At 68.0% G+C, this 22807-nt stretch carries 23 protein-coding genes; 10 read left to right on the forward strand and 13 right to left on the reverse strand.

Annotation, left to right across the window (positions count from 1 at the left end; all coding sequences use genetic code 11):
- Window positions 1–402 precede the first annotated feature (402 nt).
- Complete coding sequence (locus tag OID54_RS34990) at window positions 403–1335, reverse strand: hypothetical protein (RefSeq protein WP_329026253.1); 933 nt, start codon at window positions 1333–1335, stop codon at window positions 403–405.
- 212 nt (window positions 1336–1547) lie between these two features.
- Here OID54_RS34990 and OID54_RS34995 point away from each other — a divergent pair, with 212 nt between their 5' ends.
- Window positions 1548–2096: a tellurite resistance TerB family protein gene (locus OID54_RS34995; protein WP_329026254.1), complete on the forward strand. Its 549-nt coding sequence runs from the start codon at window positions 1548–1550 to the stop codon at window positions 2094–2096.
- Between the two features lie 141 nt (window positions 2097–2237).
- Here the strand turns inward: OID54_RS34995 and OID54_RS35000 are convergent, their stop codons facing one another.
- Window positions 2238–2870: an SRPBCC family protein gene (locus tag OID54_RS35000; RefSeq protein ID WP_329026256.1), complete on the reverse strand. Its 633-nt coding sequence runs from the start codon at window positions 2868–2870 to the stop codon at window positions 2238–2240.
- Between the two features lie 336 nt (window positions 2871–3206).
- On the opposite strand from OID54_RS35000, the gene OID54_RS35005 reads away from it, so the two are divergent.
- Window positions 3207–3860, forward strand: a complete 654-nt coding sequence (locus OID54_RS35005; protein WP_329026259.1) for a TetR/AcrR family transcriptional regulator — start codon at window positions 3207–3209, stop codon at window positions 3858–3860.
- Between the two features lie 169 nt (window positions 3861–4029).
- Here the strand turns inward: OID54_RS35005 and OID54_RS35010 are convergent, their stop codons facing one another.
- Window positions 4030–5043: an NAD(P)/FAD-dependent oxidoreductase gene (locus tag OID54_RS35010; protein ID WP_329026261.1), complete on the reverse strand. Its 1014-nt coding sequence runs from the start codon at window positions 5041–5043 to the stop codon at window positions 4030–4032.
- A gap of 130 nt (window positions 5044–5173) precedes the next feature.
- Between OID54_RS35010 and OID54_RS35015 the strand changes: the two genes are divergently transcribed.
- From OID54_RS35015 to OID54_RS35025, 3 genes are all read left to right on the forward strand, one after another.
- On the forward strand, window positions 5174–5743 hold the full coding sequence (locus tag OID54_RS35015; protein ID WP_329026262.1) for an XRE family transcriptional regulator: 570 nt from the start codon (window positions 5174–5176) through the stop codon (window positions 5741–5743).
- A 204-nt stretch (window positions 5744–5947) separates the two neighbouring features.
- Window positions 5948–6817, forward strand: a complete 870-nt coding sequence (locus OID54_RS35020; protein WP_329026264.1) for a class I SAM-dependent methyltransferase — start codon at window positions 5948–5950, stop codon at window positions 6815–6817.
- Window positions 6818–6979: 162 nt separating this feature from the next.
- Window positions 6980–7606 carry a MarC family protein gene (locus tag OID54_RS35025; protein WP_329026267.1) on the forward strand — a complete coding sequence of 209 codons (627 nt, stop codon included), beginning with the start codon at window positions 6980–6982 and terminating at the stop codon, window positions 7604–7606.
- A 73-nt stretch (window positions 7607–7679) separates the two neighbouring features.
- Here OID54_RS35025 and OID54_RS35030 read toward each other — a convergent pair whose 3' ends face one another.
- Window positions 7680–8063, reverse strand: coding sequence for a winged helix-turn-helix transcriptional regulator (locus OID54_RS35030; RefSeq protein ID WP_329026268.1), 384 nt, complete (start codon window positions 8061–8063; stop codon window positions 7680–7682).
- A gap of 135 nt (window positions 8064–8198) precedes the next feature.
- On the opposite strand from OID54_RS35030, the gene OID54_RS35035 reads away from it, so the two are divergent.
- Window positions 8199–8606 (forward strand): RidA family protein, encoded by a 408-nt coding sequence (locus tag OID54_RS35035; RefSeq protein ID WP_329026270.1) that lies wholly within the window; start codon window positions 8199–8201, stop codon window positions 8604–8606.
- An 80-nt stretch (window positions 8607–8686) separates the two neighbouring features.
- Here OID54_RS35035 and OID54_RS35040 read toward each other — a convergent pair whose 3' ends face one another.
- From OID54_RS35040 to OID54_RS35055, 4 genes are all read right to left on the reverse strand, one after another.
- Entirely contained in the window at window positions 8687–9847 is a 1161-nt protein-coding gene (locus OID54_RS35040; RefSeq protein WP_329026272.1) for an MFS transporter, read from the reverse strand.
- Window positions 9844–11394 carry a tripartite tricarboxylate transporter permease gene (locus tag OID54_RS35045; protein WP_329026275.1) on the reverse strand — a complete coding sequence of 517 codons (1551 nt, stop codon included), beginning with the start codon at window positions 11392–11394 and terminating at the stop codon, window positions 9844–9846. Before OID54_RS35045 ends, OID54_RS35040 begins: the two co-directional genes overlap by 4 nt.
- Window positions 11394–11930: a tripartite tricarboxylate transporter TctB family protein gene (locus OID54_RS35050; protein ID WP_329026276.1), complete on the reverse strand. Its 537-nt coding sequence runs from the start codon at window positions 11928–11930 to the stop codon at window positions 11394–11396. Before OID54_RS35050 ends, OID54_RS35045 begins: the two co-directional genes overlap by 1 nt.
- 68 nt (window positions 11931–11998) lie before the next feature.
- A complete protein-coding gene (locus OID54_RS35055) occupies window positions 11999–13006 on the reverse strand; it encodes a Bug family tripartite tricarboxylate transporter substrate binding protein (RefSeq protein WP_329026278.1) in 1008 nt (335 codons plus the stop codon).
- Between the two features lie 137 nt (window positions 13007–13143).
- Between OID54_RS35055 and OID54_RS35060 the strand changes: the two genes are divergently transcribed.
- Genes OID54_RS35060 through prpB form a run of 3 tightly spaced genes read left to right on the forward strand, consistent with a single transcriptional unit; the run spans window position 13144 to window position 16293 of the window.
- The gene (locus OID54_RS35060; RefSeq protein WP_329026280.1) at window positions 13144–13866 is read left to right on the forward strand and encodes a GntR family transcriptional regulator; all 723 of its coding nucleotides are present in this window, start codon (window positions 13144–13146) and stop codon (window positions 13864–13866) included.
- Window positions 13863–15380, forward strand: a complete 1518-nt coding sequence (locus OID54_RS35065) for an MmgE/PrpD family protein (protein ID WP_329026283.1) — start codon at window positions 13863–13865, stop codon at window positions 15378–15380. The genes OID54_RS35060 and OID54_RS35065 overlap by 4 nt, the downstream gene beginning before the upstream one ends.
- A gap of 10 nt (window positions 15381–15390) precedes the next feature.
- On the forward strand, window positions 15391–16293 hold the full coding sequence (gene prpB / locus OID54_RS35070; RefSeq protein ID WP_329026286.1) for a methylisocitrate lyase: 903 nt from the start codon (window positions 15391–15393) through the stop codon (window positions 16291–16293).
- A 12-nt stretch (window positions 16294–16305) separates the two neighbouring features.
- On the opposite strand, the gene OID54_RS35075 is transcribed toward prpB, so the two are convergent.
- On the reverse strand, window positions 16306–16566 hold the full coding sequence (locus OID54_RS35075; protein WP_329026288.1) for a hypothetical protein: 261 nt from the start codon (window positions 16564–16566) through the stop codon (window positions 16306–16308).
- A gap of 489 nt (window positions 16567–17055) precedes the next feature.
- On the opposite strand from OID54_RS35075, the gene OID54_RS35080 reads away from it, so the two are divergent.
- Window positions 17056–17523, forward strand: coding sequence for an SRPBCC family protein (locus tag OID54_RS35080; RefSeq protein ID WP_329026289.1), 468 nt, complete (start codon window positions 17056–17058; stop codon window positions 17521–17523).
- Window positions 17524–17608: 85 nt separating this feature from the next.
- Here OID54_RS35080 and OID54_RS35085 read toward each other — a convergent pair whose 3' ends face one another.
- From OID54_RS35085 to OID54_RS35100, 4 genes are all read right to left on the reverse strand, one after another.
- Window positions 17609–18895, reverse strand: coding sequence for an MFS transporter (locus tag OID54_RS35085; RefSeq protein WP_329026291.1), 1287 nt, complete (start codon window positions 18893–18895; stop codon window positions 17609–17611).
- Window positions 18892–19380, reverse strand: a complete 489-nt coding sequence (locus OID54_RS35090; RefSeq protein WP_329026293.1) for a MarR family winged helix-turn-helix transcriptional regulator — start codon at window positions 19378–19380, stop codon at window positions 18892–18894. Before OID54_RS35090 ends, OID54_RS35085 begins: the two co-directional genes overlap by 4 nt.
- A gap of 260 nt (window positions 19381–19640) precedes the next feature.
- Window positions 19641–20150, reverse strand: coding sequence for a class I SAM-dependent methyltransferase (locus OID54_RS35095; RefSeq protein ID WP_329026295.1), 510 nt, complete (start codon window positions 20148–20150; stop codon window positions 19641–19643).
- A gap of 200 nt (window positions 20151–20350) precedes the next feature.
- Complete coding sequence (locus OID54_RS35100; RefSeq protein WP_329026296.1) at window positions 20351–22363, reverse strand: ABC transporter ATP-binding protein; 2013 nt, start codon at window positions 22361–22363, stop codon at window positions 20351–20353.
- Between the last annotated feature and the right edge of the window lie 444 nt (window positions 22364–22807).

Genomic DNA, 22807 nt, shown 5'->3' on the forward strand with positions numbered 1-22807 from the left:
TGCGCACAGGACGGCACCGAGCCGCCGCCCACGGGAAGTACCACGCATCTCGCTGCGCACTCCGCTCCTGGATTCCGTCCCCCGTGGGAGGGATAGCACAGTGCGGTGGCTCGGTGTGGCAAGAGCCCGGTGTGGCGACGAGGCGCATCACTCGTACGGGCCCGGACCGGGAGGCACCCGGGCGGCGGCCACCTCGACGACGTTCGAGACGGCCGGCCATGGGCTGCTGCTGCGACCGTATGGGCTCGCCGGCGACCGCGGCCGACGCCGCCGTTCGGTCGATGTCCGACCCTTGTCATCCCGATGTCGAGTATCGGGTGCCAAGACGACTCCGCAAAGGGGGTATTCACTGCCGCACATAGCCGAGGGCCGGATACATGAGTGGAGCCAGGACATCCGTCGTCAGCCGATGTCCCCGGTCGTGTCGACGGCACGGGTGGCGACATCCGCGGCGCGACGTGCCGACTTGGCCTCCTTCTCCGCCGTCCGGACACGCTTCGCGGTCTCGTTCGCCTGGGACCTGGCCGCGGTCCGATCTTCGCGGGCCTGATCCAGCTGGGTTCTGAGGGTCGCGATGCGTTCTTCCGCGTCTGCGAGTCGCGTGGTGGCCCGCTCGTGTTCCTGCTCGACAACGCGGAGCGCGTGCTCCTTCTCGCCGGCCTCCGTGGCGGCGGTGCGTGCGGCTTTCCGAGCGGCCTCCCGACGCGCCCGCTCCTTCGTCCCCTTCTTCTTCTCGGCAGATCCGATGGCAGGTGCCGACGGGGCCCTCGGTGAACCGGTGTCGGCCCCGTCGGGCGCGGAGCGTCGGGTGGTGGCCGACCGAGGAGGCGCCACTTCGGGTTCCAGTCCGGCGAACCCGATGGATACGTCCCCGGCCTTCACCAGGCAACCAGCGGCCCAGCCTTCGGCGGTCGCGGGGTCGGCGAGCACGGCACGGAGCGTACGTTCCACCTCCTGGTGCACTCCCTCCGTGACCGGTTGCCCCGCTTCCTCCGCGAGGGTGACCGCGTTGCGGGCGAGCGTGGTGATGACCTGGTGCTGTTGGTGGCTCAGCTCCCTCAGCCGGGCGGGGTCGAGCGTGCGGTGCGCTTCCCGCAGGGCCTGCCCAAGCCGCAGAAACCGTTCGGTCTCGTCGGGGTCGTTGCGGGCGATGAGGTTCGCAGCCCATGCCGCGAGCGTCGGGCGCCGCAGCTCAGTGATCCGTCGGGCGGTCTGCTTGTCGCCCGCCTGACGGGCTTGCGCAGCGTACGCATCGCGGGCGGCGATGAACTCCGATGGCTTCATTCCGTACAACTCGGCGGCGATCTGCTCCACATCCACACCCCTAGCCTCCACCCGCTCTCCCGTACAGCCAGGTGGAACACGCGCAGAGCTGCGCACATATCCGGCTCCCGCGGGCCGGCGCTTCCCTCGGGGGCGTTGCACCGGGAGAGCGGAAGGGTTCCGCCGACGTGCCGGCCATGGAACTTCGAGTGGCGGGTAGGCGTTCTCACAGGGACGCGCGGAAGTCACGCGGACGAGCGAATTAGGTAGCCGAGGTGGCACGGATGGCGATGTGGGACCGGATCAAGGACCAGGCAAAGGGCCTGCAGCAGGCGCAGGGGACACGGAGCTCCAGCGGCCACGGACGGCCGGCGGCAGGAGCCAGCGGGGGATCGAAGGCCCAGCTCGTAGGTCTGCTCAAGTCCCAGCTCGGCTCCCTCAAGACCGAGCTCAAGAGCGGTTCCTACCGCGATGCGAGCATGGCCATGTGCGCATTGGTCGCGGCTGCCGACGGATCGGTGGACCCGGCCGAGCGGCAGCACGTGGAGTCGCTGATCCTGCAGAACGACGTCTTGCAGAACTTCCCGCCGGAGCAACTGCGCCAGCGGTTCAACAAGCACGTCGATCAATTGATGTTCAACTTCCCGCAGGGCAAGGCCGAGGCCATGCAGGAGATCGCCAAGGCGGCCAAGAAGCCGATGGAGGCCAAGGCGGTCGTGCAGACCGGCTTCGTCGTCGCTGGAGCAGATGGCTACATCGCTCCGGCAGAGGCGCAGATCCTGCGGGAAGCCTGTATGGCACTCGGTGTGTCCCCGCAGGAGTTCGGCCTCTGATCAAGCCCTGGGGCACGGTCGCCCAGAGCTAGCCGCGCATGGCCCGGTCCCCCGGCATCGATATCGATGCCGGGGGACCGGGCTTGCTGCGTTCAACAGCGGATGTCGGACGGGACTCGACGGCCGGCTGCGGCGCGCGGCTCAATGCGACCGGGCGGCCTGGGCTTCAGCAGTTGTCTTCAGATCGCGCAGCCACGCTTCGAGTCCCTGGCCGAGGACCTCGGTCGCGAAGGGGACGTTCGCGTCGACCTGAGGGCCGGTGTGGGTCTCCTCGGTGCTCACCCGGACACCTCCCTTGACCTTCGTGAAGGTCCATACATGGATGCCGTCGATATGCAGCCCCTCACCGATCGCGGGGCCGGTCCAGCGGATGCAGGAGTTGCGCTTGAGCTGCTCGACGGTCGACGTGATGTCCAAACTGGTGGCGGGTGTGACGGGGTTGGGCGGTACCGGGGTCGTCCACCGGAACGCGGAACCCTCCCGCAGGGGCCCGTGGTCCAGGCGGTCCACCCGGGTTACCGGTGCCTGCCAGGACGGCCAGCGCTCGACGTCGGTCTGAAGCTTCCAAATGGTCCGCAGCGGTGCATGGATCACCGTTTCGGTGCGGTGACGGACGAGTGCGTCGGGGTCGACGCCCTCCCCACGGCAGGTGAGGGGCTTCACGGGGTGGGGCGGGGTGGCCCCGGCCGGCGTGACGGCGGCACCAAGAAGGCCGATGACGAGCGGGACGGTGAACAGGGCGGCGCGAATGCCGGTGTTGCGGATGCCGGGCACGGAGTTCCCCTTGTCGGTTGGTGACGGTTCCTCTGCTGAGCGCGTGTCCGCCGTCAGTTGGGCGCCTGGTCTCTCGGCAGGCGCGCCGGGTGGTCGTCGACGGTGTTCGGCGACCCTTCCCACCAGGTTCCGGAAGGTGCGTGTTCTTGGTGGTGGGCGGGTGCCGGTTCACCGTGCGGACAGGTTGTGGTGACGGGCTGGACGGAACTCGATGAATAGAAGCTCTTGTGTTCGTTAGAAGTTATAACTCTCTGCATTGCGTGAGGTCAACGATTACGTGATGGCTTCTCACGAAACTTGGAAGCTGTAACCTCAGGGGCCAGGGAGGTGGCAGAAATGCAGGAGACGGGTGCTGCAACACCGAGGGAGCGCTATCGCGCCCAGGTGCGTGCGGAGATCAAGGAACACGCCTGGGAGCAGATCGCCACGGCGGGAGCGTCCGCGCTCTCCCTCAATGCGATCGCCAAGCGGATGGGCGTCAGCGGACCCGCGCTCTATCGCTACTTCGCCAGCAGGGACGACCTGATCACCGAACTCATCAGGGAGGCGTACCGAAGCCTCGCCGAGACCCTCCGATCAGCCACCGCCGAGGGTGCCGATCTGGCTGAGTTGGCACACGTCCTGCGCCGCTGGGCCCTGGAGGACCCCCAGCGCTACCTGCTCATCTACGGAACCCCGGTTCCCGGATATCACGCACCCGAGGACATCACCGGCATCTCCTCGGAGATCATGACCACGCTGCTCGATGCGTGCGCGGCGCTCGCCACGGACACCCAGGAGACGCCGTTCAGCGCTCACTTGGAGAGCCATCGGCAATGGGCCGCCGGCCACCCCGCTCCGTCCGCAGCACTCCATCGGGCACTTGTCTTCTGGACCCGGCTGCACGGTCTGCTGTCGCTGGAACTGGCGGGCCACTTCGGCGGGATGGGCTTCGACCCGGCCCTCTTCTACGCGGCCGAACTGGAAGAGCTCCTGGCATCCCGGGTCTGACGACGGTGTGGGACCGGGGTGGACGGGCGGGCTTGCAGGGTCCGTGACGCCGCCGGTCAGGGGAGAAAGGAGCTCGGCCACACCGGCAGGGGGCGACGACGGTGTGGGAGACCCCAATGCTCCCATCGGCCCGTTGCCTTGGGCGCAGAAGCGGCTGAGTGCGCAGGCGTCACAGGGGTGCGTCGGCGCGAGACACGGCGACGAAGGCAGCTTCGGTGTCGGCGACCGCCAGATCCGCATTGATGTGGGCGCCGGCCAGAGCGCCGGCCGCGGCGGATGCGCCGACCTGTGCGGTTGGATCGGTGACGTTGCCGGCAACCCACACTCCAGGTACCTCCGTGGTGCCGGCCGTGCCGGAGGCGAAACGTCGGCCCATCCCGCCCGGAACGTCCTCCAGCGGAAGTCCCAGTCCGTCCAGGCCCTCGGTGCGTGCCTGCATCTTGGTAGCGACGGCGAGGACCCGGCGGGACACGAAACGCCCGTCGGTCAGGCGTACGCCCGCGATGTCGCCCTCCTCGTCGGCCATGACCTCCGCCACTGGAGTGTCATCGATGCGGATGTTCCGGGCGGCGAAGCGCCCGCGGGTGGGCTCGTCGAGTTCGGTGCCATGGGTGAAGTAGACGAGGTCGTCGGTCAACTGCCGGAACAGCAGGGCATGGTGAACCGAGGCCGCATTCACGGCCAGGACGCCGATGGGTTCGTCGCGCACCTCCCAGCCGTGGCAGTAGGGGCAGTGCACCACGCCGTGCCCCCAGTGCTCGGCGAGCCCGCGGACATCGGGCAGGACGTCACGCAGTCCGGTGGCGATGAGCAGGCGGCGCGCGGTCACAGTCCTGCCGTCGGTGAGGGTAACGGTGAAGCGTGGGTCTCCCGCCGTGGTGGAGGCGGCTCGGGCCACAGAGTTCACTTCGCCGTTCACGACCAGGCCGCCATAGCCGCGGACCTCTTCGCGCCCCCTGTGCAGTAGTTCGGCTGGTGGGATGCCGTCCAGGCCGAGGAGCCCGTGTACGCCGTCGGCGGGTGCGTTGCGTGGGGTGCCGCTGTCGATCACCACGACCGAGCGGCGGGAGCGGCCGAGCATCAGCGCGCCGTTCAACCCTGCGGCGCCCCCGCCGATCACCACGGCGTCGACGGTCTCACTCGGCAGCTTGTCACTTGCGGCTGGGGTCGTGGTCACGGTCATGGAGTCGCCCTCTCTTCGTGTCTGGTCCGCATGGGCTGTTCGTGTCCTGGTTCGCATGGGCCTCGGTCGTTCCGGAGGCTGCGATGGCGACGATAGGCCGGCTTGGCGTTTGGGGCATAGAATGTTGCCTATGACGCAAGACAATGGCGAGCTGGAGAGCCTCGTGCGCAAGCGGATCCGAGCCCTGCGGGTGGCGCAGGGCTGGTCCCTCGCGGACCTGGCAACCCGGGCGAACGTCAGCCAGTCCACACTCAGCCGCATCGAGAACGGTCAGCGCCGACTGGCTCTGGACCAGTTGGTCACCCTGGCCCGGGCGCTGGACACCTCCCTGGATCAGCTCGTCGAAACCGCCACCGATGACATCGTCACCAACCCGACGATCGATGCAGCTCATGGACTCATGCGCTGGCCCATCAAGGCCGAACCCGGTCTGAGCGTCGTTCGCCAGCGCATGACGAGCCCTCCGCCCGACAGCCCCGCACGGCTGCGGGCCCATCCGGGCCGTGAATGGCTCGTCGTCCTGTCCGGCACCGCGGTCCTGCTGCTGGGCAACCGACGGATTCGCGTGGAGACGAACCAGGCGGCGGAGTTCCCCACGATGCTGCCCCATGCCATCGGTGCCGAGGGCGGCCCCTGCGAGATCCTGGGCATCTTCGACCGCGACGCCCGCCGCGGCCATCAGCGCGGTGACGACGGCTGAGACGGCCGCCGCCGCGTCATCGACCGGCCCGACCACTTCCGCATGCGCTCCGCACGACGGTGACGAGGCATCCCCACGCTCTGTGCGCAGAGCATCGGCGCTCAGGGGCATCGGCTTGCGCGTTCGGCAGCGAATGATGTCATCGTCTTGCGCACACCGGGAACCATGGTGCCGCGATGGCCTGACGCTCTTAGCGTGGATCACATGACACACCCCTCCTCGCACGCGGCACACGCTCACCCCGGCGCTCACCACACCCACACCCCTGACTCCCACGATCAGGTGGAGCTCCTCGATCTGGATGCCGAGGTGCTCGCCGAGCACACGGATTCCATCACCGCCTGGCTGCCCCTCAAGAGCGCGCCGCGCCACATCCTCGACCTGGGATGCGGCACCGGGGCCGGTACCTTCGCCCTGCTCGCGCGCTTCCCCGAAGCACAGGTGACCGCCGTCGACGTATCGGCCAGCCATCTGCACCGGCTACGGGCGAAGGCCGAGGAACTCGGTGTGGCCGACAGGGTGCGCACCGTGCTGGCCGATCTCGACGCGGACTGGCCCGCGTTGGGCCGACCCGATCTGGTGTGGGGATCGGCGTCGGTGCACCACATGGCCGACCCCGACCGAGCCCTCAGCAAGGTCTATGACCTGCTCTCTCCGGGCGGTCTGTTCGCCGTCGTCGAACTGGCCGGCTTCCCACGCTTCCTGCCCGACGACGCTCCGCAGGAGCGGCCCGGCCTCGAAGACCGCTGCCATGCGGCCCTTGAGCACCACCACGCCGAGCACGTGCCGCACCGTGGTGCCGACTGGGGTCCGAGACTGACCGCCGCCGGGTTCACCGTCGAGGGCGAACGCTCGATCACCGTGCACATCGAAGGCTCCGACGACCAGTCAGTCGGCCAGTACGCACTGAGCAGCCTGAAGCGCCTGCGCGCCGGCGACGCCGACACTCTGGCCGCTGAGGACCTCAGCGCTCTCGATCGACTGCTGGACACCGACAGCCCCCAGAGCATCCTGCGCCGCCGTGACCTCGCGGTCCGTACCGAACGCACCGTATGGGCCGCACGCCGTGCCTGATCGGCCACTGCCCTGACGGCCTGATATCGAATCCGGGTCGGTCCTCCCCGAGACGGTCGCGGTCACAACGCCCGACCGGCCCGGGGAGGAAGATTCCGTAGTTCCACCGACACCCCGTGCCGTGCCCGGCCACGCCGGCGGCCTCGGCCTAGATTCCCCAGGGTGAACGCGCTCAGCTTCTCCGCCGCCCTGATCACTTTCGTATCCGTCGTCGGTCCGCCGAAGGTCCTGCTCTCCTTCGCCCACCTGGCGCAGACGCACCCCACCCGCGAACTCCGCACCATCGCCTTCCTCTCGTGCGGCACGGCGATCCTCATCGGTCTGGCGACCAGCTTCACAGCCCCCTGGGTCCTCGACCTGTTCCACATCAGCACCCCCGCACTCCTGCTCGCCGGCGGCATCATCTTCTTCCTCTACGCCGTCGGCCTCGTCCTGGGCCTGCCCACGGGAACGGGCACACCGCACGATGACGGCGCCGACACCACCGGTGCCCTGCGTGAACTCCTCGTGCCCTTCGTCGTCAGCCCCCTGGCCATGACAGCCCTGCTCATCGAAGCAGCAGCACGCTCCGACTGGACCTGGCGCTCCACCGTCGCCGGTGCGTACGTCGCCGTGATCGCGTTGGACCTCGTCTGCATCCTCCTCCTGGAGCGCGTCCTGCGTGCCACGCACCATGCCACCGTCGAACTGCTCGGCCGGCTTCTGGGGTTGCTCCTCGCAGCCGTCAGCATCGACCTCGTCCTCGATGCACTGGAGGCACTCGGCGTCGGCCCGTTCGACGACCGCTGACCGGCCCGGGTACCTGCTCGTCGTACTGCCACGTGAGCTCCGCCGTACGCCCTGCACCCGGGTGCCCCACTCGTCAGGCGTCGAACCGGTGGCGGGACGCCTCGATGTGGCCGAAGTACCGGTGGGTCCAGTCACACATTCCATCGACCGTCGCCCGGAGTGCCTGGCCCGGCTCGGTGAGCGTGTACTCGACGCGCGGTGGCACGGTGGGATGCACATTCCGCTCGACCAGGCCGTTGCGTTCCAGCATGCGCAGGTTCTGGGTGAGCATCTTGTGGCTGATGCCGTCGACCTTGTTCCGTACCTCACCGAAGCGCAGGGTGCCATCACCGAGGACCTCGATGATCAGGAGCGCCCACTTGTTGGCGACCTCCGAGAAGATCTCCCGCGCCAGCGAGTCCGCGCGGGTCAAGTCCGCCTCGTCGGGGGAGCCGTCATTGAGTTGCTTGGTCACCATCTGGTTCTCCAGTCACCAAAAAGTGCGTTCTTCCCTGCCGAAGAAGACTCTCCTACGGTTCCTCAGTAACCACAAGTGACCGTGAACGCGCCGGTTCTGAGGCGCGTAACCACGGGATCTCAACAAGGAGTCAACATGGCCGTCACCCTGAAGAACCCCGAAGGACTCACAACGGTCGACCTGTACCGACAACTGTCCGTCGCGACCGGGTCGAAACTGGTCTTCATCGCCGGACAGGTCGCTTGCGACCTCGACGGCGTCACCATCGGCAAGGACGATCTCGCCGCTCAGGTCGAGCAGTGCTACGTCAACATCGGTACGGCGCTGGCGGCAGCCGGTGCGACCTTCCACGACGTGGCGAAACTGACCGTCTATCTCGTCGACTGGACCCCCGACAAGATGCCCCTGCTGAGGGAAGGGATCGCCCGGGCAGCGGCCAAGCTGGGCACCCTCCCGACCCCGCCGCTCACCGGCATAGGAGTCGCAGCCCTGGCCGGGCCCGACCTCCTCGTCGAAGTCGAAGCCACCGCGATCATCGACTGAACCCGTCTTCCTGCACCACGGATCGGCGACTCCACCGACCGCAACGCCGCCCGTCCGAAACAGCCGGGTGTCGAAGCGGGTCAGAGGTCATCGGCGATCAGGATCCGCGCCGCGGCGGCGGTGCCGAGCAGCCCGACACCGGTGATCACGAAGATGCCACCCGTCCCGATGCTGCCGGTGAATGCGCTGAGGACGACAGGGATCACGGACTGGCCGACGCGGTTGCCACTCAGGCGCAGGGCGAGCCAGGTCGACGTCGTCCCGGCCGGGGCGGCGGCGGTCACGATCGACATCGAAAGTGGTTGACCGATCCCGAGGGCGAATCCCGCGATGGCGAGGAGGATCCCCGCGACGACGACCGGTGCGGGAACGGCCAGGGCCGCCACTGCTGCGCCCGCGACGATCGTGGAGACGTACGCGAGCCGGGTCCGCCCCACTCGGGTGGCCAGGCGCGCAAGCCCCAGCCGCGAGAGCATCGTTGCCGCCGCCCGCACGGCGAGCAGCACACCGATGGTGGCCGACGGGATCTCCCGTTCCACCCCGAGGGCTGGAAGGTAGACCTGGATCAGGTCGACCGCCGCCAGCACGAGCATGCTCAGCAACATCGCACCCGTCATGGTGCGCCGAGTCGTCCGCGGGACGCGGAGGGCGGATTTCAAGGAGTGCTGGCTGCCCAGGCGCTGGTCGGCGTTCCGCGGAGGCGAAAGCAGTCCGGTCACGGCCAGCAAGCCCACACACGTGGCCGTGTAGATGCCGAAGAGGACGCCGGTGTCCGGGAGCACCGCGCTTCCACCGACGGCCGCCAGCACCAGCGGGGCCGCCGCCTGCCCCAGGGACCCCACGAAGGTGTACGTACCGAAGGCGGAGTCCAACCGCTCTCGCCCGAGTTCGGCAACGAGCGTCTGCTGACCCACGATCGCGAGGAGGTGCCCGAGACCGATGACGGCATTCCAGATCAGCAGGCTCGCCAGGCTCTCGGACCAGAAGTGGATCCCGAGCCCCGCCCCCGTCATCAGCACACCGCCGATGACGAGGCTCAGCCTGACATGACCGCGATCGTTCCACCGCCCGATGGACACGGCCACCACGAGTGGTATGAGCGCGAAACTCGCCGCGATGAGACCCACCATCTGCGGATCCACACCCAGCTCGATCGCACGGTAGGCCGAGGTCGGCCGCACGATGTAAGCGGCGAGCTGGATGAGGAACGCATGGCACAGGAGGGCCGCAGGGGCTCTCAACGGTCCGAGGACTCCCGGACGTCGGGAACCTCATCTTCGAGGGCGGTCTCGGTGGCAACGGCGCTGCGCCTCGGCCTGCGGAGGAGGAAGCCTCCGACCAGGACGGTGGCCAGCGTCAAGTACACGACGATCGTGAACGGCGTCGACACGAGGGTTGAGATGTCACCCCCGGCGATGTCGAGTGCCCGTCGCAGCTGGACCTCTGCCAGGGGGCCGAGGATCGCGCCCACGATCATCGGTGAGACCGGGAAGCCGAACCGGCGCATGAGATAGCCGGCGAGACCGAAGAAGAGCAGTACTCCCACGTCGAACGCGCTGCCGTTCACGGCATAGGTGCCGAGCAGTGCGAAGACCATGATGCCGGCGAACAGATAGGGCTTGGGAATCTTGAGGATCTTCACCCAGAGCCCGATGAGCGGCAGGTTCAATCCGAGCAGGATGACGTTCGCGATGAGCAGGCTGGCGATCAGACCCCAGACCAGCGCCGACTGGGTCTCCAACAGCTGAGGACCGGGCTGGATGCCGTACTGCTGGAAGGCGACGAGGATGACGGCTGCCGTGGCGGACGTCGGGATGCCGAGCGTCAGCAGCGGGACGAGGGTACCGGCGGCATTGGCGTTGTTCGCCGCCTCCGGTCCGGCCACTCCCTCGATCGCGCCCTGTCCGAACTCCTTCGGGCGCTTCGACAGCTTGCGCTCAAGGGTGTACGAGAGGAAGGTCGGGATCTCGGAACCGCCCGCGGGGATCACACCGAGCGGGAACCCGATGGACGTTCCACGCAGCCAGGGTCGCCAGGCGCGCCCCCAGTCCTCGCGGGACATCCAGTGCTTGCCCTTCTTCACCTGCATGACGTCGAAGCGGCTCGACACCTGGTGTGCCGCTACGTAGAGCACCTCGCCCAGGGCGAACAGGGCGACGATGAGGACGACCGTGTCGATGCCGTCGAGCAGGGACACCTGCTCGAAGGTGAGGCGCTGCTGACCGCTCTGGAAGTCGAGTCCGACGAGCCCGACGGTCAGGCCGAGCGCCATCGAGATGAGCCCGCGCAGCGGTGAGCTGCCGACGAGCGCGCTGACGGTGAGGAAGGCGACGACCATGAGCGCGAAGTAGTCCTGGGCGCCCAGCTTGATCGCCACCTCGACCATCCACGGCGCGAAGAACGCCAACAGCAGGGTGGCGATGGTGCCCGCGATGAACGATCCGATGGCTGCGGTGGCCAGTGCCGCGGCCCCGCGGCCCTTTCGTGCCATCTTGTTGCCGTCGATGGCGGTGATGACCGACCCGGACTCGCCGGGGGTCTTCAGAAGGATCGCCGTGGTCGATCCGCCGTACATGGCGCCGTAGTAGATGCCGGCGAACATGATGAACGCGCTGGCCGGCTCCAGTCCGTACGTCATCGGCAGGAGGAGGGCGATCGTCAGCGCCGGGCCGATGCCCGGCAGGACGCCGATCAGCGTTCCGACGATGGTGCCGATCAGTGCGAACAGCAGGTTCTCAGGGGTGACGGCGAGCGAGAGCCCGTGCAGAAGTCCTTCCCAGCCCGACATCAGAGGACCCCTTCCAGGACGCCGGCGGCCAGCGAGATGCCGAGGGCGCGCGTGAAGACGAGATACACGACGACGGACAGCACGACGGCTATGCCCGCCGACTTGAGGTGGCTACGAGCCCCGAGGGCCCATGCCGTGAGCCAGAACGCCAGGGCGGAGACGATGATGTAGCCGAGGGTCTCGACGCCGGCTATGAAGATCAGCACGGCGCCCACACAGACGGCGAGGGGAACCCACCTGGTGCTGCGGACGTCGACGTCGCCTTCTGCCGCGTCGGCCTCACCGCGCTTGCCGCGCGCGACTTGAATGCCGAGAGCCACGGAGAGTGCGATCAGCAGTACGCCGACGACCTTGGGCATGAAGCCGGCTCCGACGCCCGATGCGGACGTTGAGGTCGCCTGCCCGAGGCCGTCGAGCAGTGTGACAACCCCGATGGCGAGAAGCCCGGCGGTCACGGCCCACTCGCCCAGTGCCACACCTCGGTGGTCGCGGGGCTGGGCCGAGGAGGGCTCGGGTGTTGTCGGGTGGGTGCTCATGGGTGTGCCTTTCTCACGCCGAGGTGGTGGGTGCCCGCGCACGGCGGGCACCCACAACGAGGTTCAGTTCACTTCTTGGACAGGCCGAGGTCGTCGAGGACACCCTGGACCCGGGTGTTCTCCTCCTTCAGCCACGTCGCGAACTCGTCACCGGCGATGAAGTTGTCGTTCCAGGCGTTCTTCTTGAGCGTGTCCTTCCAGCTCTGCGAGGCGTGCAGGTTCTTGAGTGCCTCGCTGTACTGGGTCTTGAGCGCGTCGCTCACACCGCCCGGTGCCATCACCGAGCGCCAGTTCTGGAACTCAAGGGTCTTGTCCACGTCGGTCGCGGTCTGGGCGAACTTGACCCCTTCGATCTGCTCCAGCGACGAGATGAGGAGGCCGTTCATCTTGCCCTCCTTGATCTGCGCGGAGAACTCGCTGAGGCCCGAGACACCTGCCTGGACCTTGCCACCGAGGATGGCCGTGGTCGCCTCGCCGCCACCGCTGTAGGGGACATAGTTGACGTCGGCGGGCTTGACTCCGTAGTGCTTGGCGAGCAGGCCGATGAAGATGTGGTCGGCGCTGCCGGCGGAGCCTCCGGCGATGGAGACCGCCTTCGGGTTCTTCTTGATCGCTGCGAAGAGGTCATCGATGGACTTGTAGGGCGAGTCCTTCGGCGTGACGATGACCTCGTACTCGCCCATGATGCGGGCGAGAGGCGTGAGGTCGTCGAGGGTCACGTTGGTGCCGTTGCTTATGACACCGCTCATCATGGCCAGGCCCGAGGCGATCCAGAGGTCCTCCTTGCCCTTCTGCGGCGCGACCTGCGCGAGGGCGACGGTGCCCGAGGCACCCGGGACGTTCTTGACCTCTGGAGACTTCGCCAGCTTCTCGGTTCTCAGCGAGTCCTGGACTGCGCGGGCGGCCTGGTCCCAACCGCTGCCTGGTGCTGCGGGTGCGATTATCTCAAGTCGGTTGAGCGCCTGAGGCTTCTTGTCGGCCTTGGCCTTCGTGCCTGAGGAGCTGTCGTTGCTGCCGCATGCGGTGAGGGCAAGGACAGCGACCGCTGTGGTAGCGGCGATGCGGGTGAGCTTCATGGGAGACATCCTTGTCTCTGCGACGGGAGCGTCTGGAGAAACGGAATGTATACAGACTGCGGGGTACCCACAAGAGTTTCCCGGTACTTTGTGCTCGCCTCGTGACCCACAATCAACTCGTGTATACACTCCGCCCTATGTTGACCACTTCCTCCACTGCCGCAGGACGTGCATATACTCAGCTGCGGTCGGAGATCCTCGACGGCGACTTGCCACCGGGCGCCCCCCTCTTAGAGGTGGAACAGTCCGCGCGCCTTGGGGTCTCCCGCACACCGGTTCGCGAAGCGCTTCGCAGACTGGCCGCGGAAAGCCTCGTCGAGCCGTCGGGAAAACGAGGTCTCGTCGTCACGCAGGTCGCCGAACACGACGTGCGAAGCCTCTTCGAACTGCGTGCCTGCCTTGAGGCACAAGCAGCCCAACTCGCCGCCGTACGCGGCAAACCCGCGCTCTTCGCGGCCTTCGAGTTCCAGTTCACGCAGTGGCACGGTCACCTCCGTGGTTCAACAGTCTCCGACGAGCAGGTGAGCGACTACTACGCGCTCATCAGCCGCTTCGACGAGGCCATCTACAAGGCGACGGAGAACTCCTTCCTCGTCGATGCGGTCGAGAACCTTCGGACCCACATCACTCGTGTACGTCGCATGGCAGGCCACTCCCAGGCCAGGCTCGAAGCGTCCGCCTCGGAGCACGCGCTCATCGCGCGGGCCATCTCCCGGGGCGACGCGGCGCTCGCGCTGCACGCCACGCACGTTCACCTTCACAACAGTTTTGAGCACTTCCGCCAGTCCTGGCGTCCCGACGACCGGGACGCGATCGAGGAACACAACAGCCCCACCACAACAACGGAGACACCACGATGAGGAACCATCTCGTCCGATCCCACCGCAGCGAGGAGAACCTCCCCCGGGAGGAGCAGCTGGCCTGGAAGATGGCGCAGATAGCCACGGACCCCGTCGAGGTCACGGACTCGGCCGTCGAGATGATCGTCAACCGGGTCATCGACAATGCGGCAGTCGCAGCCGCCTCCATCGGCCGCTCGGCCCCTTCCTCGGCGCGTGCGCAGGCGTTGTCACACACCCCGAGCCGTGGTGGCGTTGGGTCCACCCTCTTCGGACTGGGGTCGGACGTCCGCACGGGCCCCGAGTGGGCGGCGTACGCCAACGGGGTCGCCGTGCGCGAGCTCGACTACCACGACACCTTCCTCGCTGCGGACTACTCGCACCCCGGTGACAACATCCCATCGGTCCTCGCCGTCGCTCAGCACGTCGGCAAGGACGGACGTGCGCTCGTCCGCGGTATCGCAACGGGCTACGAGCTCCAGATCGACCTCGTGCGCGCCATCAGTCTGCACAAGCACAAGATCGACCACATCGCGCACCTCGGCCCGTCGGCCGCTGCTGGCATCGGAACGCTGCTCGACCTGTCCACCGAGGTGATCTACCAGGCCATCGGTCAGGCGCTGCACACCACGACGACCACGCGGCAGTCCCGCAAGGGTGAGATCTCGTCCTGGAAGGCGTACGCGCCCGGGTTCGCCGGCAAGCTCGCGGTCGAGGCCGTGGACCGGGCGATGCGCGGAGAGACGAGCCCGGCCCCGATCTACGAGGGTGAGGACGGGGTCATCGCCTGGCTCCTCGACGGTCCGGACGGCCGTTACGAGGTGCCGCTCCCCGGTGCGGGCGAGCCCAAGGAAGCCATTCTGCTCAGCTACACCAAGGAGCACTCGGCGGAGTACCAGGCGCAGGCGTGGATCGACTTGGCGCGGAAACTGCTTCGCGAGTACCCCGACGTGGCGGATCCGGCCAAGGTCGAGAGCATCGTCGTCCACACCTCGCACCACACGCACTACGTCATCGGCTCGGGTGCCAACGACCCGCAGAAGTACGACCCGAACGCCTCGCGTGAGACGCTCGACCACTCACTGCCCTACATCCTCACCGTCGCACTGCAGGACGGGCGCTGGCACCACGTCGACTCGTACGCCACCGAGCGGGCCACACGTGCCGACACCGTTGCGTTGTGGCAGAAGATCACCACCGTCGAGGACCCGGTGTGGACGCAGCGCTACCACGCGGGCGGCGACAGCCAGTCCTACGGCGGGCGCATCGTTGTGCAGCTCGTCGACGGCCGCACGGTCGAGGACGAGATCGCTGTTGCGGACGCACACCCCGCCGGAGCCCGCCCCTTCGCCCGGGAGAACTACATCGAGAAGTTCCGCACCCTCGCGACACCCGTGCTGGGAGAGGTCGAGGTGAAGCGGTTCCTCGACCTGGCGCTGCGGCTTCCGGAGCTCGGGGTGGACGAGGTGCGCGAATTGACCTTCGTAGCCCAGGCGGGGCAGCTGCCCTCCGCGGGCCGACCCGGAATCTTCTGAGGAGCCAGCGATGCTCTACACGACTCGAACCGATGCGGAAAAGCGCCGATCCTTCCGCGAGCGGCTCGCCTCCGGTGAGCTGCTGCGACTGCCGGGAGCCTTCAACCCGCTCTCGGCGCGGCTCATCGAGCGCCGCGGCTTCGACGGCGTCTATGTGTCGGGGGCAGTGCTCAGCGCCGACCTCGGCCTTCCGGACATCGGGCTGACGACACTGACCGAGGTCGCGGGGCGCACGCGCCAGATCACGCGCGTCACCGACCTCCCCACGCTCGCCGACGCCGACACCGGATTCGGTGAGCCGATGAACGTCGCGCGCACCATCCAGGAGCTTGAGGATGCCGGCCTCGCGGGCGTGCACATCGAAGACCAGATGAACCCGAAGCGCTGCGGCCACCTCGACGGCAAGCAGGTCGTCGACGCCGGGACGGCAGGGCGGCGGATTCGGGCGGCCGTCGACGCCCGGCGCGACGCCAACTTCCTCATCGTGGCCCGTACGGACGTACGCGCGGTCGATGGGTTGGACGCGACGATCGATCGGGCGCGGCAGCTGGTGGACGCCGGGGCGGACGCGATCTTCCCGGAGGCGTTGCGAAGCTTGGACGAGTTCGCCCAGGTGCGCGCCGCGATCGACGTACCGATCCTCGCGAACATGACTGAGTTCGGCAAGAGTGAGCTGTTCACCACCGATCAGTTGCGGGACGTCGGGGTCAACATTGTGATCTGGCCCGTCTCACTGCTGCGCATGGCCATGGGAGCGGCGGACCGGGGCCTGACCACACTGCTGGAACAGGGTTCACTGACGAATGAACTCGATGCGATGCAACACCGGCGTGACCTGTACGACCTCGTGGACTACGAGAGCTACAGCCGCTTCGACTCCACCGTCTTCAACTTCCAACTGGAGGCGGACTGACCAGCACCCCGCTCATGGTGCGGTCGCCAGCACCGCCCCCGCAGCAACCACCGTCCCCGTGAGATGCAGCAGGGTGAGGGGCGGGCGGACGCGCTGGCTCCAGTGGAACCGCTGTGGCGCGAAAGAGGCGAGGAGTCCGGCCGTGGCGCTGACCGCGAACGCCGCCCAGGCGAGGTGTTCCAGTGCACGCGGAGGGTTGCCGCAGTCGTCCGTCAGACTGCACTGCGGGAGCATCACGAGGATCGCGAGGACGTACACCGGGGCCAGGCTCACCAGCCCGATCCTTGCTGTGCGCCGCCACCGCTGATCGCGGGTACGGGGGGGTGACTGCGACGTGGTTTCGTCCATGGCCATCAGTGGGCCACGGGCGGGCTGCCTCCGGTATCCGTACGAATACTCATTCGAGGAGCCGGAACCAGAGCGAGTTTCGGTCCGGCCGAGCCGAGGTCTGGCTTGGTCCATACGGAGCTCGCGTTGGTCTGCCCTGGTCCTGGGTTGGTCTGTAGGGGCCTGGCGTTGGGCTGTACGAAGCCTGGGCCGATCAGGATGTGGACGGTGGATTGACCACAGGGGGTTCGGTGGCCTGGACAGGAGGGTGCGTGGATGGGCGGCGTCGGCGGCACTCGCCACGGCGGGATTCGGAATCCACCGGCTTCGGAACCACCGTGAGACGGTGGCCCTGTCGGCCTGCGTCCTGTTCTTCGCCCGTCTTCTCCAGCTCGGAGACGGGCGTCGTGTGACCCGTTGTCCTAGAGTCGGGGCATGAGTACGCCCCACCGCGCCAGCCGAGTGATCGCCGCACCACCGGCGGCTGTGTACGACGCCCTCCTCGATCGGGCGTCCCTTGAGGCATGGCTACCACCGGACGGGATGAGTGGGCGGATCGAACGATGGGATCCACGGCCCGGCGGTGGATTTCAGATGGTCCTCACCTATCTCGACCCGTCCGACAACCCCGGCAAGACGTCGGATGCCACGGACATCGTCGACATCGAGTTCGCCGACATGGTGCCGCTCAAGCGCGTGGTGCAACGGGCGGTGTTCGAGGCCGACGACCCGTCATTCGCGGGCACGATGACGATGACCTGGGATCTTGCCGCCACCGCCAACGGGACCGAGGTGGCCGTCACTGCCACGGACGTACCGCCCGGCATCGACCAGACGGTCCATGAGTCCGGCCTCGCCTCCTCACTGGCCAACCTGGCCTCGTACCTCGAAGCGGGCGATTGAGCCGACCGCGCTCCCCATAAGGACTCCGCTAACGCGTGGCGTGCTAGGTCGTGTTGGAGAAGTGGCTGACGTACGGCCACGACGGCTAGCCAACGGCGTTCGCCGCGTCGGTGACCGTCGGGGTGGGGGGCTCTACGATGGCGGGTTGTGTGCGGTAGGCGCGGAGGGTCCTATTGGTCGCCGCAACGGCAGCGATCGCCAAGGTGGCGGAGAGGCCGCCTGCGACCAGTGAGAAGGTGGCGGATGTGGCCGACGCCAGCAGACCGCCACGGAAGTTGCCCAGTTCGGGGCCTGCGACGCCGATGACGTGTTCCACGGAGGAGACCCGCCCGCGGTAGGCGTCCGGAGTCTCCAACTGGATCAGAGTGCTACGCGTGATCACCGATACGGTGTCTGCAGCGCCGGCGACGGCCAGACAGCCGAGCGCCAGCCATAGCGGCCCGGGCAGCCCGAAGCCCGCCAGGGCCAGTCCCCAGATCCCGGCCGCGGTCAGTTGGACCACACCGGCGCGGGGCCAACGCGTCACCGTCCCGGACAGCAGACCGGCTGAGATCCCCCCGACCGCAACGGCCGAGAGGAACAGGCCGAGCGTCTGCGGATCGCCGTCGAACCGGATTTCATTGACGAGGGGGAAGAGTGCGATCGGCATGGCCAGCAGGGTTGCGGACAGGTCCGTGGCCATCACCCCCCACAGCGCGGGGCGGCGCAGGACGATCCGCCAGCCGCCGCGCTCCGCACGGCGTCTACCGTCTGTGGTGAGCGCGCCTTCGGGCTTGATGACTGGGAGGCGCAGCACGGTCAGCATCGATACGCCGATGGCCACGGCCTGCACGGCGTAGGCGGCAGCGAAGTCCCAGCGGGCGATGATCAGCCCGGCGAGTGCGGGCCCGGTCAGCATTGCCGCCTGGAAGGACACATTGTTCAGCGCGAGCCCCGCGGCGACCTGATCGGCCGGTAGCAGTCGTACGGGGAATGTACGCCGCGCGGGGGCACCGAGCGCGCCGGAGGCGGCCCCGAAGGCGACCAACACGAGCAGCAGCAGTACGTTTCGGTTGTCCGCCAGCGCCTGGGCGCACAGCCCCGCGGCGGCCAGCAGTTGGCCCACGGTGGTGATCCACACCACCGCACGACGATCGACGGTGTCGGCCAACGTGCCTCCGAGCAGGCCGAAGACCACCATCGGCAGTCCGGTGGCGAGCCCGATGGCGCCGGTGGCGACCGGACTGCCGGTCAGCTCCCAGACCTGGGCCAGTACTGCCACGGTGGCTATCTGCCAGCCGAGTTGGGAGGCCGAGGAGCCGATCCACAGGTCACGGAAGGGCCGACTGCTCCGCAGCGGACGGAGGTCAAGGAACCGGATCCGCCCCTTCACTGAGGTGGCTCGACGAGATGGTCGAGGACCCGCTGTCGCATCGGCCGCTGCTCCAGGGCCCGCCGCAACTCCTCGACGACGGTGGTCATCGCGTACGGGACCTCCCCGTCCAGCTCGGCCACGGTCGCGTGGGTGGCGCGCCACTCGGCCTCCAGGAACGGCACCAGCGACCGGCCGCGTTCGGTCAGTTCGATCCGTCGGGTGCGGGCGTCAGGCCCCGGTTCGGAGGTGACCAGCCCCTCCTTGCGCATGGCGGCGATGGTCTGGCTGATCGCCGAGTGCGAGCGGTCGAGGGATTCCGCAAGCTCGCGGATGGTCAGAGGCCCGGTGTGGGCGAGTCGGATCAACGGATAGGCGAACCGTGGTCGCACCCCGTTGATGCCACGCTCGACGTAGACCTGTTCGATTTCGGCGTCCATGTCGGACAGGAGCTTGTGCAGCGCATACCAGGGATCGGGCAGCACCGTGGGATCGGGATTTCTCACAGCGCTAATATAACAGCGCTGTGAGAATGGATCTCCCCTGATCGCAGGACCCGTGCCGGGGACGCGGCGGTGAGGGCTCCGGGCGGCACCTGTAGGCGGCGAGGCGCCCCGATCGAGCGCGTCTGCATCCGCTGTCCCGAGGGCCGCCAGGGCAGCGGCCCTCGGGACATGCGCTACCGCACCGCGCTGGCGCCGTTGGGACACGGTCCGCGCAGGACCAGGACGGCGAGCTCATCCACCGTCAAGCGCTCGGTCTCTTTCTAATCCGCTCTGAGGAGTTCGATTTCTTCGTCATCGAGGGCGATGTCCCGTCGGTCTTCAGGAGTGTGTTCCGCGGTGGGTGTGATGATCACGAGCGCCCCGCCCGGCCTGAGCCGCCCGCCGAGTCCGTGCATGACCCGGGCGCGGTCCCGTATGAACGGCAGCACGAGCCGCAGGGTGATGAGGTCATAGCCCATGCTGCTCAACTCCTCCGGGTCGTCCCGCTCGATGCCCAGCCGTAGCCAGCGCACCCCCTTCACATCCGCGTGCTCCGATTCGGCCCGGGCGATCGCACTCGCGGCGAAGTCCACTGCATCCACCGCATAGCCCTGGCCCCTGAGGTGGACGGCCAGGTCGCCGACCCCACAGCCCACGTCGAGCGCCCGGCCACCGCCCTTCGGCGCGGGGGCGTGCTCGGCGAGCACGGCGCGCTCTACGTCTCCCAGCGGCCTGAAACCCTTCCCGTCGGTGTAGTGCTGGTCCCATTCCCCCCGGATGACGTAGCCCATGGTGCTGCTCCTCTGCTGATGTGCTGGACGGTGTGCTCGTGGGGGAGGGGAACTCGCCGCGGCCCGACCCCAGACCGGCCCACCCGCCCCGGCAACCGGCTCTGTGGTTGCCAGGTGGTGACGGGCCGCCTGCCGGTGACCAGGCGAATCGAAGCGTGACCTGTTGGCGACCGGGGCACGGACGGTCGGGGGTGCCGGAGTCATGGGACTTCCGTCCCGGCGGCGAAGGCGTTCTGATAGCCGGCGGCCTGGAGCATGAACATCTCCGCATACTCGCCCCGTTGATCCATCAGCTCCTGGTGGGACCCGCTGGCGACGATCCTTCCGCCGTCGAAGACATAGATCCGGTCGCATTCGGTGACCGAGGCCAGCCGGTGTGAAATGAGGACGGTGATCTGACCGGCGCGCCGTGGACCTCGAAGGACGGCCTGGTAGACGCCGTGTTCGGCTTTCGGGTCCATGCTGGCGGTCGGTTCGTCGAGCAGCAGCACGGGTGCGTTCTTGTAGAGCCCGCGGGCTACGGCGATCTTTGCCCACTGACCCGCGGAGAGTTCCTGCCCGCCTTGGAAACGCTTCGACAAGAGGGCTTTCCAGGTGCCTGGAAGAGCCCCGATGACCTGGTCGGCGCCGGCGGCGACCGCCGCGGCGTGGGCGGCCTGCGGCTCGGCTTCGGTGATCGAGCCACGGGAGGCGGCGATGTTCGCCAGGGCGGTGAACGGATAGCGAACGGGGTCCTGGAGCACCATGGCCACCCGCTGCTGAAGCGAGACCCCGTCCAACTGTTGGGCGTCGGTGCCGTTCCAGGACACGGTGCCGGACGCCGCATCGTAGAGGCCCGCGATCAGCTTGGAGCAGGTTGACTTTCCGGAACCGTTGACGCCGACGAACGCGACGGTCTCCCCGGCCCGCAGGGTCAAGCTGATTCCGTCGAGGGCGGGGGAGTCCTTGCCCGGATAGGTGTAAGAGACGTCGGTGAGGCGGATCTCGTCGACCTCCTCCGGCGCGGCCCGCCCGCCACTACGGGGCAGCAGTTCTCTGCACCGGGTCTGTACTGACAGCAGGTCGCCCACCCACAAGGCGTGTTCGTACACCATGTGTGCCATGTTGACGAAGGCGGTCAGGGAGCGGTGGCTTGACTGGATCGCGAGGACCGCCCCGGCGCCGACGGCGAGTGGGATCCAGCCGCCGATCAGCATGGCGCACAGCGCCGCGTACGTGATGCCGGTTCCGATCCCTCCCACGGCCCGCCCGGCGAGGGCGATCCGGGCCGCGCGCACCCCCAGCCGGGTGTCCTCCTGCGCGATGCGCGCTGTCAGCCGCCGATGTTCGCAGAGCAGCGCGTTCTGGGCGGTACTGGAGCGGATCTCGGCAGCGGAGTCCTGGTCGAGCAGCAGCCAGGAGAACACGCGCACCCGACGCTGGAGCGCGTTCCACCGCATGTAGGAGTGGAAGCGGTCACGGGCGGCGCGGACGGCGGCGGTACCGACGGGGAGGACGGACAGCGGCAGCATGAGGATCAGCAGCGGATGCAGGAGGCCGAGCACTCCGATGGTGCCGAGGATGTCCAGGGCCGCCGCGGCGAGGGCGACGATCTGTCCCACGATCTGACGGGCGTAGAACAGCCCGCGGTCGCTGGCGCGATGGATGTCGTCATGCCAGTCGGCGTCGTCGACCGCCTCCAGTCGTACGTGCGCCGCAAGATGGTAGAACTCGGACTCCAAAGCGGTTCTGATCTTCGGCGTGAGTCTCGCCTGTGCCGATTCCACCGCGGCTTCGAGGACTGCGCGCAGCGACAGTAGCCCGACCACGAGCAGGAGTTGAGGGAGGGCGGCACGGATCCTGTCCGGAGTGGGCCCGGACCCGAACAGCTCGTGCAGGACCGCCACCGAGGCGACCAGGCCGAACGCGCCCATCGCCGCCGAGGCCAGTTGGAGGACCGCGACCGCGATCGTGTTGAGCCTGTCGGCCTGCCAGGCCAGCGCCCCGACCTGCCGCACGATCCGGGGCAGGCTGGCGAGGATCTCCCGCACGCTCGCCTTCGCGGACGCCCCGTCGTGGACCGCCCAGTACGCCACCTCCAGGGTGTCGGTGATGTCATCGCCTTCAGCGGGCCCGGCAGGCACAAACTCCGGAGGCAGCTCCAGCACCCGCGCCGCCCGTGCTGGCGGGATGCGCGTCTCGGCCGCACCGGCTTGATCCTCCGTCGCACTCATCCGTGCCACCTCGGCACGGCCACCGCTTCCGAGGTGCGGCACGGGCGGACAGCCCGCCCCCGGGTCAGCGGGTGAGCCCCCGCACAAGTCGCAGAATCCATCGGCGTTCTCCTTTCCCGTCCCGTGCCCAGCGCGCGGGACGACCAGCCATCCGCCCGGTCGGCCTCGGCCGATCTCGATGCCGACGACTGGTCCGTTCGGCACGGCGGTTGGGGTGGTATCCGGGACAACGATTCGACCTGTCCGATCGAACACATGTGTTTGAGACGGAGCGGGAACCGCATGAAAGAGCGAAATCCGGAGTCTGTACCGACCATCGACCCGCACCAGCTCCGGGGTGCCGTCGGGGCACGTGGTGGCCGAATCGCCGACGCCGATACCCCTGCGACCAAAGATTTCCGTGTGACCCACGTCGGCGTCGCCGGTGTGTACAGGGACTTGTGT

The sequence above is a fragment of the Streptomyces sp. NBC_00690 genome, assembly GCF_036226685.1.
Classification (GTDB): domain Bacteria; phylum Actinomycetota; class Actinomycetes; order Streptomycetales; family Streptomycetaceae; genus Streptomyces.